Genomic DNA, 14,772 nt, shown 5'->3' with positions numbered 1-14,772 from the left:
AACTTCTTCATCACTTCACTGCGGCTTCAACGTGGAACACGAGGGGCACTTGCACCGGTGGCAGGCACATGCTGTTGTTGCAGGCCATGTACTCCACCGTCGCTTTCACTTCGAACGCTTCGCTCCCTGTTCGCGCCACTTTCTGCACGAACACCGGATCGTGGGAGTGGTGCCTCACGAGCATCATGAAGTTGGGGTCTTCGACTTCCTCAGGCTTCGGCTCCGCAACACCACCCACCAGCGCATACGCCTTGCTCGGCTCGAACGTGAGCACCGTGGGAAGTGGGCCTTGGTCGCTGGGAAGGGTAAGGGCGTAAACATGCCAGCCCTCATCGATGCGGGCCGTGGCCTTCAACAGCACCTCCTTGCCGGAAGTCTCCACGGTTGTGCTCCATGCCACCGGCACTTTCTGCGCGGGTCCTTGGGCCGCAGTGGAAACGACCAGCGTTCCAAAGGCCAACAACGTTAGGGCGGGGCGAAGCATGATGGCGGCGAAAATAGACGGCGACGATCGCCAGCCTTTCACTTCCGGGCCTGCCTCAGTGGGATCCCATCCAACCGCGACAGACAAGGGCTTAACAGCGCTTAACGCCACTAGGGCATTTCGATATCAAGCACGCGCGACACCGGTATCGTAAGGCCGTACTTGAGCACGATGTTGTCCTTGTCGAACGACCACACCGTTGTCTCCACCACCTTCAAGCCCTCAGCGTCCTTGAAGAGGATGCGGCACTTGCCGTGCTCAGCATTGCCGAGTTGCAGGGCACGCTGGATCTTGCTGTCCAAGCGCTGACGGTGCTCGTCGCTCAACTGCACGGGTTCGCGCGGGAACACCAGGTCGGCCACACGTTCCTTGGGGATCGCAACGGCATGATTGGAGATCATTGGCTCTACGGTTGGGGTTGTAAGGTAATGGGGCAACCGATCCACGCCTACACCACCGACAGCTCCAACACCCGCTGGGTGGACTCCCTTGTACCGTGCCCTTCCGCGACGCGGTGGCCGACCAACCAAACGATCTCGTTCCCTGAAACGACCACACGCTGCCGAGCCCGCTCGGTGTTGGGAACCTTGGCGTCGGTGAGGATGTCGCTGATGAGCTTGCTGCCCCCAAGCCCCATCGGGCGCATGCGGTCGCCGGGCCGCCAAGGGCGCACGAGCAAGGGGAAGTGCACGTTGTCGGCATCGAGCCGGGCAACGGTAGGGGTACGCAGAACCCCTTCATCCTGTGGGTTGCAATAACGCATGGAGAGGCCGAGCGGCGCATCGGTGGAAAGGTCCGCAGCAATGCTGCCCATTGGAGCGGGCGCAGCAGGCTGGCACTCCAGTACGATCGTATCCCGCTCAACGGTGATCCGGTAGGCGGTCCCGTAGAAACGCGCGCCGACAGAGCCTTCCAGAAGGGCCAGATGCAGCTGGTCGATGACCGAAGGATGGAAGCCATGCGGCGCAAGCAGGCGCAGCAACAGAGCACGCGGCACACGCGAACGCAGGATGCGGTCCTTGGACAACACCACGTCATCACTGGCAATGACCGGCAGATGTTGCAGCTCGGCTTCCAGCTCGGCTTCACCTAGCGCCACCAGTTCCGCCAGGTCCGGCAGGCTGCGCGCCATCACTTTTGTGCTGCCCGCGCGCAACTGCTCCATGAGCGGGATGAGTTCGTGCCGCACGCGGTTGCGCAGGAAAGCAGGGTCGGTATTGCTGCTGTCTTCGCGGTAAGGCACATGGTGTTCAGCGGCGTAGGCCCGAACAGCCGTGCGATCCACGGCCATCAACGGGCGGAAGAACGGACCGGCCACTGGCGCAATGCCCTCCCATCCTTTGAAGCCGGGCCCGCGCATCAAGTTCAGGAGAAGGGTTTCCACGGCATCGTCGGCATGGTGGCCCAAAGCCATTTGGCCGGGTCCGCCCGCCAGCAACGTCCTGAACCAAGCGTAGCGCAGCTCACGAGCGGCCATTTCAACGGAAAAGTTCCCGGCCTTGACGTGTGCGACAACATCGAGCGTCGTGGTCTCCACCCCGATGCCCATCCGACCGCATTGGTCAACAACGAACGCACGATCCGCCTCGCTCTCTGCACCGCGCAAACCATGGTCGGCATGGGCCGCACGGCAGACAAAACCCAGCCGTTCCAGCACCTGCAGCAGCACCATGCTGTCCGCGCCTCCGCTCACAGCCACCCAAATGGCGGCCGGCGGCATCGGCATGCCGTGCAGACGCATGTAGCGCAATACCTCAGCCTCCATGGTGCAGCGCATCAATTACCGAGCGGGCCTTTACCTCGCACTCGTCCCATTCCTTCAGCGGGTCGCAGGTGGCCGTGAGCGCACTGCCCGTGCTCAGCGACAGCCGACCCGTGGATGCGTCGAACAGGATCGTCCGGATAACCACGTTCATGTGCGCGCTACCGTCCGGATCCACTACACCGATAGTGCCCGAGTAAAGACCACGCCCGCGCTCCTCATGGGCATCGATCAGTTCCATGGCCCGGCGTTTCGGGGCGCCCGTCATGCTTGCCGGGGGGAAGCAAACCCTCATGGCATCCATCGCGTCTTTTCCGGGCAGCAGGTCGGCCGCAACAATGCTGATCATTTGGTGGACCGCAGGTATGGTGCGCACCCGGCAAAGGTCCGGAACCTGCACAGAGCCCGGCATGCTCACTTGGCTAAGGTCGTGGCGCAGCACATCCACCGCCATGATGTTCTCGCTGCGCTCCTTCGGATCGGCGGCAAGCTCGCGGGCCAGCTGAGCGTCCACGATCGGATCATCCTGACGTGGCCGCGTCCCCTTCATGGGTTCACCACGGACCCTGCGGCCCGTAACATCCAGGAATAGCTCCGGGCTTTGGCACAGGGCATAGCGCCCATCGTGCTTCGCAAATGCCGCATGCGCCGCTTGCAAACGCGCATCGAGCCTGTGGAAAGCATCGTAGGGGTCGAAGGCCGGGTCCACGGCGTTCCGCTCTGTGCAGTAGTTCACCTCGTAGATGTCGCCACGCTGGATGTGCTCCATCAGTTCCCCCACCCCGGAGAGGTAGGTGGCGCGGTCAGGAACGGACCACTCGGTGCTTGTGGGCGCCGACACTTCGGCCCCTTCGGTGAGGGCCTTCAACAGTTCTTCGGCTTGAAAACGGTCGTTGGCTTCGTGTTCGACGGCACACAGATCACCGGCCCAGCGTACAATGAAGCGGGGCGCAAAGGCCAGCATGCAAGGCCCCGGCTGTGCAGGCGGCTTCAAACGGAGCCCCTGCACCACCTCTTCCCCCGCACCGTAGGCCACTTGGAAAAAGACCGGCCCTGCCGCTCCGGCGCAAAATCTGCCCAGCGCGTGGAAAGCTGCGCCGGGGGCGCCGTGCTCCACAACCCGGGCTGCGCCCAACCCCATCAACCATCCGCCCCCGTTCCGCAGGCGGACCGCTTGGGCGGTTGAAAACCTCCGCAATGCACGCCAGTTGGGCGTTCCGGAAACAATGGCCTCGACTTTCGCAAGCATGGCAGGGGCAAGATATCCCCACGGGGCAACCTCCTTTCCGCCCCCCCGTCTAACCAACGTCACCTAAGCGCTTTGGCACCGGCCCCATCCCTCCCCCGCATGCGCTCCATCGCACGAGGCCTTAGCATTGGCCATGGGTGTTCCCCCTCGAACATGTGCCCGGCCATAGGGAGCGACGGTGACTTGACAAAAAAGGTTTCAGAACAGTCTTGCACGGGGTTCCGTGCGGACTACATTTGACGTTGCCATGATGAGAACACTACTCACCTCCACAGCACTCGCCACCGTGCTGAGCACCTTCGGTCAAGCCCGCATCGTGTTCGATAACACAGCCGGTAGCATCTACATGGTGATGAACAACAACGGCGGGGTGAATGCTCCTGGTCCGGGCAATCAGACGTGGTTGGTAATCGACCATAACAGTCCTGTGGGGATCCCCAACCTGCCGAACCTGGCAACGTCGGCGGGTATTCGTTCGGAGAGTGAGTACAACAGGATCCGCTGGGCAACTGGGACCGCTGTTGGCTCCTACTTCGTCCCTTTCAACTCGCCGGTTGGTAATACCAATATCCGGCTGACCTATGCGATCACTGGAGCGGGCGCTGGCGCGGGATCTACGGTCTTTGCTACGTACAACTATGGTGCGACAGTCGCGCAATGGGACAACTTCCAGTACCGGCCAAGTGATGTTACTCACGTTTCGGATAACATGACGAACACATCATTCAACTCAGGTTCTCCTCTGGCAGTTGATCGCTTCTGGATCTTGGATACCAAGGCAGCTGGCTTTGCGTACACTACCAATCCTAGCGCGGACATTACGTTCACCAACGTAACTGCCGAGATCACGCCGGGCAATACGATTACTGCGGCCACCACTTTGGCGGCCCAACGGTTCAATAACACCAACAACCACTGGGCGGATTATCTGCCTACCAGTGCTTATACGAATCTTGTCGCTACGAGCACAGTAGTTGCCAACGTGCCTTCGGCCCAGTTTTTCCGTTCATGGACCCTGTCCGACCTCAACAATCCCCTCCCTGTCGAACTCACCTCCTTCGATGGCACCTGCGTGGACAGCCGCGTGGAGCTGAAGTGGAGCACGGCCAGTGAGACGAACAACAGCCACTTCGAGGTGGAAAAGAGCACGGACGGGGTAGCTTGGAACATGATCGGCGTGGTGAACGGAAGTGGCAATAGCCAGGAGACGGTGCAGTACAGCTTCGTGGACAGCGACCTGAGCAGCACGACCGCCTACTACCGCCTGAAGCAGGTGGACAACGATGGTGCGGCCAACTACACCAATTTGGTGAGCGCAGGTTGCGATGTTGTTGATGGCACTGAACTGGTGAACGTTTGGGACAATGGCACCGAGGTGAACCTGATGGTGAGCAGCACCGTGGAGGGCGTGTACGATGTGACGCTGATGGACGCGCACAGCAAGGGCATGGCCACCTTGCGCAACCAGCAGATCAACAAGGGCATCACCTACCTCACGATCCCCAAGAACAGCATCGCCACCGGCGTGTACATGGTGCGCATGCATAATGCCACCGAGCAGTTCAGCAGGAAGGTGGTGTTGAACTGATCCTTCAAATGATCTTGTGGAGAAGCCCCGACGAGTCGGGGCTTCTCCATTTTCAATCCATCCTACTGCGACGGCGCATCAAGAATGCCACCGCGAACAAGAGCGGTGCGGCCCAAAAGGCACCTTTCCCGATGAGATCACCGGTGCGTGCGAACAAGGTCATCCCGCTATTGAGCGATACACGCTGCGCGATCACAGCAGGCTCCCACCACGCCGTGGGCTGCTCCACCCGACCGCAAGCATCGATGAAACAGCTGATGCCCGTGTTCGCGCACCGCACGATGCTACGGCGCGTTTCGATGGCGCGTAAGCGGCCATACGCCAAATGCTGCAAGTGGCCAGGGGTCTCATCCCACCATCCATCGTTGGTCATGATCACGAGCAGGTCGGCACCGTTGGTTAGGTAGCCCGTCACGTAATCGCCATAGACGCTTTCGTAGCAGATGATCGGTGCAATACTGGCATCGGCCACTGGCAACGCGGAACGCTCTTCTTGTGTGCCCAAGCTTCCCGTGGTTCCGCCCAGGTCGAGCGCCAGGGCATCCAAGGAGCCGGTCACCTCCTCGAAGGGCATCAGTTCCACAAAGGGAACCAGCTTGCTCTTGTTGTACAGGTGTGTGGCCCCGGAAGTGTCGATCAGCACGGCAGCATTGTAGGCATCGTAGTGCTCGCCGTTGGGCCCGAACGGTCGCGAAGTGATCGGCGCTGGTTCACCGGCAGGGTAGAAGCGACCCGCCGACATGCCCGCTAGCACCTGCACCTTGGGATGCTTCTGTAACCAGCGTTCGATCATCCATACGCTACGCGAAGTATTGATGTCGTTTTCCCATAACCCATCGAGCACCACACGGCCGTTCTCCATGTGCGCACCATAGTCCTCTTGCAAGGCGGTCTCCGGTAGCACTACGAGCCTTGTACTGTCGGTCATCCGGCTTTCGGCCTGGGCCAGCATGCCCTCCAGTTGCACCAGTGGGTCCAGCGCGAACTTGCCGTTGTACGGGTCGATATTGGGCTGCACGATTACGACCTCCATCCTCCGATCACCCCAAGCGCAATTGGTGATGTTCAGATCGTACCAAGTTGAGCCGAGGAGCGGCACCATCACCCACGCCAACGGGGCAGCCGCCACGCGCCACCTCCGTTCCGACTTCCACCGCAACACCGTCACAGCCACAAGCGCATTGCACACCAGCACCCAGAGCGACCCACCCATGTGACCGGTCCATTCGTACCACTGCACCCATTCCACGCGGTTGGCGAACACATTGCCCAGCGTGAGCCATGGCCATGTGAGGTCCCAATCCATGTGGAAATGCTCGAAGGCCAGCCAGAAGACCACGAAGGCCACCGCACCGAGGCCGCGACCGGTCCACCGGCGCACCAGCCGCGCCAGCACCAGCGGAACGGACATCAACAGCACGTTGCCCAGATTGGGGCCGATGAGCGTGAAGGCCTTCGTGCCGAGCGGCTCGCTCACGCACCACAACCACCACGTGGTGCAGAGGTTCCAGACGGCCATGGCCAACAGGATGTGCGGATAGACGGTCCGTGGCGGCGCACCTCGTTCGAGCAGGTGTTCCTGAAGCACCAGGAGCGGCACCCAGGCGATGAAGATCAGTGGGGTGAGGTCGCCGATGCATGGCCAAGCACCGGCCAGCAGCAGGCCCGAGAGAACTGAGAAAGCATAGCGGCCACCGCGCCGGTCCAACAGCTTCATGCGCGGTGAAAGTAGCCCCCGGACTACCGCAGCAAATACATCTTGCCCATGCCCTTCTCGATCCATGGGTCCGCGCCGCTATCGCGGTGCTCGATGTCCTGTCCGTTGAGGCGGGCATCCACGCGATATAGGTATACGCCGCGCGCAAGGCGGTCGCCGAACTCGTCGGTGCCGTCCCATGCGAACTCGGTGATGTTGCGGCCCACGTGCATAGGGCCCAGTTCAGCGGCATCTACCGTGCGCACCACGCGGCCGCTCACGGTCATGATCTGGATGCGCATCTGCGTTGGTGGCTCGCTACCGGTGACGGTGAACACGAAGCGCGTACTGGTGGTGAACGGATTCGGGTAGTTGAGCACGCTGGTGATGCTCGGCTTGTTCATCACCTCGAAGCTGATCTTGTAGGTGTTGTCACCGCTTGCATTGCCGCTGACGTCGGACGCTTGAACTTGCAGTGAGTACTTGCCGTCCGCGATGAGCGCGGGTCGGTAAAGGATCTTGGCAATGTTCTTTCCGTTCTCGGCCGGTACGAACTGCATCACCTCCTGGCCGCCTTCAACGAAGTAAATGCGCTTGAGCGTTCCGGAGGGGTCTGCGAGGAACACCTTGAAAAGGGCCGTGTCCGCGGGACTGTCCATGATGAGCGTGGTGTTCTCATCGTCGAGGGTCATTTGGATCTCCGGCTTGGCGCTTACGATGTCGCCATCAAGGATGTGCACACCATCGAAGGTGACGTCCAACAGTGGGTTCTCCAGGTCTTCCTGGATGGTGAAGCGCAACGAGGCGTAGTTGTTGAAGTGGTACTGTTCCGGCTGGTCATAGACACCTGTCGCGCTGTCCACGGGGTTGGCCTCGATGAATAGGAAGTTGCCGCCGCCCAGGTCTTCTGTGCTCACGGAAATGGTGTCCATGATGACGCCGCCCACGGGCAGTGGAGGATTGCGCTTGTAGTGGATGCCTCGGCGGTTGTTGGCCTCGTCGACGATCCACGCGGCCAGCAAGAGGCTGTCCATGGCGTAGTTGCTGATGTTGTGCACAGCGACCGCGACACGCCCGTTCTGGCCTTCGTAGAGGCTGTCCACGTTCACGAAATAGCCCAGCGGCGGGTCGATGGCGCACTCCGGAGCAGGTTCGCCGATGATCTGCCAACGCTTCATCTGTGCTGGCACTGCATCGGGCCATTGGTAGTCGGTGAGGAAAGCGCCGACGCGGAGTTCGGGGTACTGCTCGGCGTCCACGATGGAATCGAGGCCGTTCAATGAATCCAAGGGCGATGCGAGGTCTTGCACCAGCGTCTCTGCCCCGCTGGCATCCCGCTTCCACAGCTTCATGGTGGTGGTGTCGTTCACGTTGAGCGGTTTCTCGTCCCAGTAGAACGCCTCGTACTCGGTGAACTGCATGGTGGGCGGGCCGGTCATCAGGCCTTGGTTGCCTTCCACGGTGCAGAAGAAAGTGCCGGAAATGAAGTCGGTGGAAGTCTGGCCCCAGACCTCAGTGGCACCAGGATAGCCTTTGCGGGTGATGAAGAGGTATGGAACGAAGTCCGGACAACTACGGATACTGTCGGCACCAAGGGAGACCATGTAGTCGTAGAATCCGGCACCAAGTCCAACATCCGTTGCACTACGGTTCAAATTCTTCCAAGTGTAGAGCACGAAATAGTGGCCGACCGGAATGCTGTCCTCCAGCATCGCTCTCAGACTGTCCAAGGACGGTGCTAGGTTCTGCTTGAACATGAAGTACTTCTCAGACCTCGGTCGACATCCAAAATGCGTCGGGCTGTTTACCCAATTGAAGTTCCCATAATAACCCGGGCCGACACGCGGTCCTGATCGCCACGCTGTGAACGTTCCTGGGTCAACGACCCCAACCACGAAAGCGGGTCCGTTCTGACATCCTCCACCTTCCTGTACCTCCAGATCGATATACCACTCGTTCACCGCATTACCCGCACCCACACTGTTCCCCAGCACGTTCACCCTGAGCTCGTGGTTGCCGGTGAAGAAGTCGAACTCGCGGTTCGGGCGGTCATAAACCACGTTGTTATAGTTGTCGTTCTTGAACTGGAAGTAGTGCGCCTGGCCCCAGCCCTCGCGATTGGGGATGTGCTGGAAGCTGCTCTCACGCCATTTGTAGCCCGTGGCGTCCACACTATCAGGGCTGCAGCGCCAGAAAAACACGAGGCTATCGATGCTGTTGTTCAGGTTGAAGATGGAGGGCGGCTGCCAAGTGATCACACCGCCTGGGGCGGTCACGGTACCCTGCTCCATCACCGGACTGTTGAACAGGTCGGTAGTGTCGATCCGGAAGACGTAGGCAGCGCTCGGCGCGAAGGGGTCGCTGGTGCTGGCCTTCAGCACAGGCGAGGCATCCGGGGTGATGGCGAAGTTGTAAGGCCAGATGGGCAGCAGTTCGGCGCTGATGATGTTGGTGGTGGCAAACGCCATGTTGTTGAGATCCTCTTGCCACTGCTCGGGGATTTCATCGGGCTGCAGATCGATCATCACCGTGAAGGTGTTGGAGCCCAATTGGTCGTCCAACAACGGCACCTTGAACTCCACGGTATCGCGCAGCAGCAGGCTGTCCAACTGCACCTGGTAGCTCTCCAGGCCGCCGCCGGGCAACGTGCGGTCCATGCGCACCACCACGGGCTCGCCATATCCGCGGCCGATGTTCTCCACCACCGCTTGCACCACGAACGTATCGAGCTCTGCAGTGACCTGTTCCGGGATGATGCGGATGTCCGCATCGGCAATGGTGAACTCCGGCTTGGGCCAGCTGGGCAGTGCCATGGCAGGATCGCCATGAAGTGTCATGGTATGGGTGTTGTGCGTATTGCTGATGCTCGTGAAATCGCTCAGCTGCTCGAAAATGGCGTACTTCATGTGCTGCCCGACGCTCTTGCCGTAGTTGGCATAGCAGAAGCTGCGGTAGAAGTAGTTGGTATAGGGGCCCAGGTAATTCGTGGTGCCGATGTCCACCGAAGCAATGAACCCGATGGCGCCAGCGTCGCCCGCTATGACATAATTCTCGCTTGCGCTGCCCGCCCCACCTTGGTAGTTGAGGTGGATGTTGCCGCTGTAGCAACTGTTACCAAGGATGAGCGGGTGCTCTTTCCATTGATAGCCTCCAGGCTGGTCGATGTTGATGTCGAAGCCTTGCCCGCTGGCATGCGCAAGGAATGTCATCATCGTTACGCCCTTGTCCTCGATGAAGGTGCGGACACTGTCGGCCGATGCCTGGTCGAAGAGGTTACCGGTGTTCTTCCTGAAGTTGGTCACCTCACCGGAGAACAGCAGGCTGTCTTCGACGATGTTCTCCCACGAGCTGAGGTAGTAATCGAACAGCTGCCATTCCGCTTGCGTGAAGCCACCCCGGAAATGGAGGATGTTCTTCATCCATTCCTCGGGCTCCGCATCGCTCTCGAACGCCTGCATCTTGCCCATGTAGTCCAACACTTCCTGTTCGGTCTCGGCACTCAGGCGGCCCACGGGAATGGCCATCTGTTTCGGATCCCCATTGAGGCCCATGGTGAAACAAACGTCGCAGGGCGGATAGCCGAAGGTGGGCACCAGATTGCGCGTGTAGGCACTGGGTGGATTGGGCCTGCGGCTGCCGCCATCGGTGCCGATGGTGGGGCCCACCACGCTCTTACCAATGAGGAACAACGCTTGGGGATCGGTGCTCCAAGCATCCAGCAGGTGCTTCGCGAATTTGCGGATGGCCATGGCGCTTTTCGGCACGCCACCACCGTACTGCAGGTAAAGGTCCTCCACATCCACCACCATGGTGGGCATGGGGTTGCGCGGACTGCTCTCACGCATCGTTGCGTACTGCTGTGCAGCACCCAGCAACGACTTGTGCGTGACAATGATGCACGCGCTGTCCAGTTGGTTCGCCACGAGATCGGGGAAATAGCCCGTTGCGGAAACCGGTTTGATGCCCGTAATGCCTATCGGGAAGGGCACGCTCACCACCAACGATCGATCCCCTGCGCTGTTCGCGGGGAAGCGCGCTTGCCATGCGGCCCCGTTCCAGGTGGGCACCACTCGGAAAACCGAATCGGTGTTGATGACGTGAAAGACCGGATTCCCACCGACGTTGGTGAACGCCACGTTGGCGTCGTTCTCCTGGGAGTCATCAGGGAACCAGAGCTTGAAATAGCCTGAGCCCAGCATGTCCATGGTGCGTGGGAACTCCAGACGCACGTCCGTGATGGTGCTTATGAAGGTCGGGTTCTGCGGGACGCAGTTCAGGTTAAGGCCGTCCAGCGAATTCAAGGTGACCTTGGAACCGGGCTGCAGCAGCGCGTTCGGGATGGTGATATCGACGGGCCGTGTTTCCCATGGACCCAGCGTATCGTGCATCACAACGGTTTGGCTGCCCGTGGGCCCGAACAGCAACTGCACGTTGTGCGTGGGGTAGAATGAACAGTTCTCCGACCCGCCGAACACCTTGGTGGTGAGCTGAGCGTCAGGTGCTCCCGGTCCGTTGTAGTAGTTCCAACCCGGGGCCGGGAAGTTCATGTCGAACGCGGCGGCGGTATTGTTCGACACGTCGTTGATATGGCTGTAGAGCCAGCCTTCGCCGCTGCCCATGAAACCGGTGCTTGCACCGGACCACCCGTCGCGTTCGCCTTTCACATAGCCGTTCGTGTTCATCACAACGCTTTCGCCGAACGCCCATGTGCGCAAGGCCAACCCGCCGAAGTCGGTGTTCTGGTAGCTATGGATGCGCAATGGAGATTGGCCCGGGTCGGCAAGCGTGAGGAAGTAGAAGATCGAATCCTCATAAAGGCTCATTGACGTCCCGTTCTGGTAAGCCGGGTTCTCCCAGTGCTCCGCCTCGTTCCAGCCGTTGTTGTCCTCGGTGTAGAACTCGATGAAGTCGCCAATGTTGAAGACACTGTCCGCCTCACCTTGGATGAAAATGGGCCACTCCTGGCCGCGGCCCCAGAGCTGGAAGCGGTGCGGGTCCTCCCCAACGGGGAAGCCGCTCTGTGCCAGCGCGGTGCTGTCAATGCGGAAAATGGACTCAAGACCGAACCCCGGCACCACAACGCCCACCTTCCAGTACTGCTTGCCAAAGTCGATCCATTCGTTGCCATAGGGCTGGGCCTTGGCAACACCAACGATGAACAACAGGACCGCCAGCAGTACGGGTCTTCTCATGACGAGGTCTTCTTGTTGATGTCGAACCGCAACGAGAACACGTTGCTGATGAGCGCATTGCCTACGGTGCCGATGTTGGTGAGCGCGTAGTCGATGGCAACGCTCTTGATCTTCAGCCCGAGGCCGAGGTTGGGCTGGAAGTCGAGCCTGCGCCCGCCTTCCACCTCTTCGATGTACTGGAAGTTGTTCACGCCCGTGCGGACGAAGACGATACCGGCATAACTCACTTCAATACCCGCCCGCGGGTCCATGCTCCAGGCGTCGGTGGCCACCAGCGTGTTACGGCGACCGTCGAAGGTGTTCTCCAGATCAACCTCGGCGAGCAGGTTGAACTTGGTGCCGAGCTTCACATCGCGCGCGATGCCGAGCACCAACCGTGGCAGGGTGATCTCGGTGCTGTTCTCCGGCAGTTCGTTGCCCGTGGTCTGGAACACATCGATGGTGCGCTGGTCCAACGTGTAGGTCCAGCTGTTGAAGGTGCTCGTGATGTCGCGTGCCATGGCGGCGAACTTCCACGGGCCCTTGTCGTACTGCAAACCGGCATCGAGGCCGAAGCCCCATGCCTTGCCGAACTCGCCCACGCGGCGGTAGATCACTTTGGCGTTGGCCCCGAAACGGAGCCCTTCGATCTTCAGCTTCCGGGCGTAGCTGATGAGGAAGGCGTTGTCCACCGCGCTGAACGAGGTGATACGGTCGTAATCGACGTTGCCGCTGGGATCCACCAGGTCGATGGTGTTCGGGATGTCGTCGATACCGAAGCGGATGTAGCTGATGCCGATGGTGCTCACGCTGTCGATGCGCTTGGCCAGGCCCACGTAATCGTATTTGGCGATGCCGGCGAAGTACTCGCTGTGCATGGCACCGATCTGCAGGTCGCCGCTGGCCCGAACCAGACCGGCCGGGTTCCAATAGCCTGCCGTGACATCGCGGCTGGCGGCCACAATGCTGTAGCCCATGCCCAGACCGCGCGCCCCCACGCCGATGGCCAGGAACTCGTTGCTGTACTTGGGCGCGTCGCTCTGGGCGAGGGTGCCCAATGCCGCGCTGGCCGCCACAAGAGCCACTGCCATCCGTCCCCCCAATGTCCGTTCGATCTTCATGCGTGTGCGATTTGACGCAGCTAGTAACTGTCGGTGGCCTGTCTTATTGCCCGGAAGTGACCAACTTCGGCGCCGTGCCGAGACTTCCGCGACTTCCGGACCTGCTCACCACCGCGAACCTATGCTGCGGGGTGCTATCCATCCTCCTGGCCTCGCAAGGACAACTCACAATAGCCTGTGGGCTGATCTTCCTGGCGGCGGTCTTCGATGTGTTCGATGGGTTGGCGGCCCGGGCTATGGGCGGTGGAAGCTCGCTGGGGGCGCAGCTGGACAGCTTGGCGGACATGGTGAGTTTCGGGGTGGCGCCGGGGATGCTTATGTACTTTTCTTTCCAGACAGGAATAATGTGGACTCGGGAAGATGGCGTCTTCCTTGGGTTTTCTGCCGAGAGCCGGTCATCGCTCATCGTTAGTGGCCTTGCTATGGTGGTCCCGGTCGCTTCCGCTTGGAGGCTGGCCAAGTTCAATGTGGACAAACGTCAATCGCACGGCTTCTTGGGACTCGCAACACCGGCCAACGCGCTCTTTTGGGCCAGTGTTCCATTGATCGTCGGAAGCGGAGCAGTGCTCCACGGTCCTGCCGCCTTGGTCCTTCAGGAGAGTTTCTGCCGGTATTTCACCATGCAGCCGAATGCGGCTCTGGCGACCGCGCTCGTGCTTGCCTTTCTGATGCTCTCCGAGCTCCCCCTCCCCTCGCTCAAGTTCAAGCATTTCGGGTGGAAGGGGAACGAGGTCATCTACTGCCTCCTGGGCATCGGGCTGGTGCTGGTGCTGCTCTATGGCATCCTTGCCGTTCCTTTGATCCTCGTCATCTACCTGCTGAGCCCGCTGTGGGGCAAGCTGTTCAGGCAAGAGACAAGGTCCAAGTAGCAAGTGTCAAGATCCAAAAGGAAACACCGCACCGCTTGAACCTTGACACTTGCTACTTGAACTTTGATACTTGAACACTCCAACAAAATGAAGTCTTTCCGCGCTTCCATCGACGTTATGCCGCACGACAACCTGCTCGATCCGCAGGGCAAGGCCGTGAGCGGCAGCATGAAGAACCTTGGCCTGCCCGAGATCACCGGCGTGCGCATCGGCAAGCACATCACCCTTACGGTGGAAGCCGCCGACAAGAAAGCCGCTGAAGCCAAGGTGGAAGCCGCGTGCAAGAAGCTGCTGGCCAACCAGATCATGGAGAAGTTCGCGTTCTCGGTAGAGGAAGCGTGAGGCCTAAGTGTCAAAGTCCAAGTAGCAAGTGTCAAGATCCAAAGGTGAAATGCCCTTGAGCCGGTGCAACCGGGCTGATTAGGTGGCCCTCACCTGCCTCCGCGCTGGCTGTTCGAGATGATCTTGCCGACGATGCGGATGAGCTGATCGCATTCATCGAGCAACCAGAGAAGGTCGACGTCATCCGGAGGCATCAGTTGGGACAATGACTGAATGCGCAGATTGACGAGCGATTCCTTCAGTTCTTTCAGCGCGATCTTGCACTTGTGGATGAAGTCGCTCACCGACTCCGCACCTTGTGCTTCGCCGTAGTGCAGCGCAGGTGAGCCGCCGCTCCTAAGGAGTTGACCGGCATAGTACGCACCGGCCAGCGTCCGTGGCATTCGGTCCACGTACACAACCACGCGCGCGGCGAAAACCGTCAAGCGATCGCCCAGGTCGTTCGGCTTTCCACCACCACTGGGCCCTGCTTGGACCATGCCCTTGTCAC

General features: G+C 60.2%; 11 protein-coding genes. 3 read left to right on the top strand and 8 right to left on the bottom strand.

Annotated features, from left to right (window positions below):
- Positions 1 to 10: 10 nt before the first annotated feature.
- The 4 genes from IPJ76_13075 to IPJ76_13060 form a co-directional block, all read right to left on the bottom strand.
- The gene (locus IPJ76_13075; protein ID QQR85537.1) at positions 11 to 484 is read right to left on the bottom strand and encodes a sugar transporter; all 474 of its coding nucleotides are present in this window, start codon (positions 482 to 484) and stop codon (positions 11 to 13) included.
- A 110-nt stretch (positions 485 to 594) separates the two neighbouring features.
- Positions 595 to 885 (bottom strand): hypothetical protein, encoded by a 291-nt coding sequence (locus IPJ76_13070; protein ID QQR85536.1) that lies wholly within the window; start codon positions 883 to 885, stop codon positions 595 to 597.
- A 47-nt stretch (positions 886 to 932) separates the two neighbouring features.
- Positions 933 to 2,261, bottom strand: a complete 1,329-nt coding sequence (gene tilS, locus IPJ76_13065; GenBank protein QQR85535.1) for a tRNA lysidine(34) synthetase TilS — start codon at positions 2,259 to 2,261, stop codon at positions 933 to 935.
- On the bottom strand, positions 2,239 to 3,495 hold the full coding sequence (locus IPJ76_13060; protein QQR85534.1) for an anthranilate synthase component I family protein: 1,257 nt from the start codon (positions 3,493 to 3,495) through the stop codon (positions 2,239 to 2,241). Before IPJ76_13060 ends, tilS begins: the two co-directional genes overlap by 23 nt.
- Before the next feature lie 247 nt (positions 3,496 to 3,742).
- Here IPJ76_13060 and IPJ76_13055 point away from each other — a divergent pair, with 247 nt between their 5' ends.
- Positions 3,743 to 5,083, top strand: a complete 1,341-nt coding sequence (locus IPJ76_13055; GenBank protein ID QQR85533.1) for a hypothetical protein — start codon at positions 3,743 to 3,745, stop codon at positions 5,081 to 5,083.
- Positions 5,084 to 5,135: 52 nt separating this feature from the next.
- On the opposite strand, the gene lnt is transcribed toward IPJ76_13055, so the two are convergent.
- The 3 genes from lnt to IPJ76_13040 are packed head-to-tail and all read right to left on the bottom strand — an operon-like array spanning position 5,136 to position 13,041.
- A complete protein-coding gene (gene lnt, locus IPJ76_13050) occupies positions 5,136 to 6,800 on the bottom strand; it encodes an apolipoprotein N-acyltransferase (protein ID QQR85532.1) in 1,665 nt (554 codons plus the stop codon).
- A gap of 23 nt (positions 6,801 to 6,823) precedes the next feature.
- Entirely contained in the window at positions 6,824 to 11,971 is a 5,148-nt protein-coding gene (locus IPJ76_13045) for a hypothetical protein (GenBank protein QQR85531.1), read from the bottom strand.
- Positions 11,968 to 13,041 carry a PorV/PorQ family protein gene (locus IPJ76_13040; GenBank protein ID QQR88461.1) on the bottom strand — a complete coding sequence of 358 codons (1,074 nt, stop codon included), beginning with the start codon at positions 13,039 to 13,041 and terminating at the stop codon, positions 11,968 to 11,970. The genes IPJ76_13045 and IPJ76_13040 overlap by 4 nt, the downstream gene beginning before the upstream one ends.
- Before the next feature lie 104 nt (positions 13,042 to 13,145).
- Between IPJ76_13040 and IPJ76_13035 the strand changes: the two genes are divergently transcribed.
- Positions 13,146 to 13,940, top strand: coding sequence for a CDP-alcohol phosphatidyltransferase family protein (locus IPJ76_13035; protein QQR85530.1), 795 nt, complete (start codon positions 13,146 to 13,148; stop codon positions 13,938 to 13,940).
- Positions 13,941 to 14,027: 87 nt separating this feature from the next.
- Complete coding sequence (gene purS / locus IPJ76_13030; GenBank protein ID QQR85529.1) at positions 14,028 to 14,282, top strand: phosphoribosylformylglycinamidine synthase subunit PurS; 255 nt, start codon at positions 14,028 to 14,030, stop codon at positions 14,280 to 14,282.
- Positions 14,283 to 14,371: 89 nt separating this feature from the next.
- On the opposite strand, the gene IPJ76_13025 is transcribed toward purS, so the two are convergent.
- Complete coding sequence (locus tag IPJ76_13025) at positions 14,372 to 14,761, bottom strand: four helix bundle protein (GenBank protein ID QQR85528.1); 390 nt, start codon at positions 14,759 to 14,761, stop codon at positions 14,372 to 14,374.
- Positions 14,762 to 14,772: the final 11 nt, after the last annotated feature.

It is taken from the genome of Flavobacteriales bacterium (genome assembly GCA_016699575.1).
In the GTDB taxonomy this organism is placed as follows: Bacteria; Bacteroidota; Bacteroidia; order Flavobacteriales_F; family PHOS-HE28; genus PHOS-HE28.
This window is presented reverse-complemented; position numbering and strand designations above follow the sequence as displayed.

Coding starts and splice junctions, on each gene's coding strand:
- IPJ76_13075 (QQR85537.1), bottom strand. CDS start 484: ATGCTTCGCCCCGCCCTAACGTTGTTGGCCTTTGGAACGCTGGTCGTT.
- IPJ76_13070 (QQR85536.1), bottom strand. CDS start 885: ATGATCTCCAATCATGCCGTTGCGATCCCCAAGGAACGTGTGGCCGAC.
- tilS (QQR85535.1), bottom strand. CDS start 2,261: ATGCGCTGCACCATGGAGGCTGAGGTATTGCGCTACATGCGTCTGCAC.
- IPJ76_13060 (QQR85534.1), bottom strand. CDS start 3,495: ATGCTTGCGAAAGTCGAGGCCATTGTTTCCGGAACGCCCAACTGGCGT.
- IPJ76_13055 (QQR85533.1), top strand. CDS start 3,743: ATGATGAGAACACTACTCACCTCCACAGCACTCGCCACCGTGCTGAGC.
- lnt (QQR85532.1), bottom strand. CDS start 6,800: ATGAAGCTGTTGGACCGGCGCGGTGGCCGCTATGCTTTCTCAGTTCTC.
- IPJ76_13045 (QQR85531.1), bottom strand. CDS start 11,971: ATGAGAAGACCCGTACTGCTGGCGGTCCTGTTGTTCATCGTTGGTGTT.
- IPJ76_13040 (QQR88461.1), bottom strand. CDS start 13,041: ATGGCAGTGGCTCTTGTGGCGGCCAGCGCGGCATTGGGCACCCTCGCC.
- purS (QQR85529.1), top strand. CDS start 14,028: ATGAAGTCTTTCCGCGCTTCCATCGACGTTATGCCGCACGACAACCTG.
- IPJ76_13025 (QQR85528.1), bottom strand. CDS start 14,761: ATGGTCCAAGCAGGGCCCAGTGGTGGTGGAAAGCCGAACGACCTGGGC.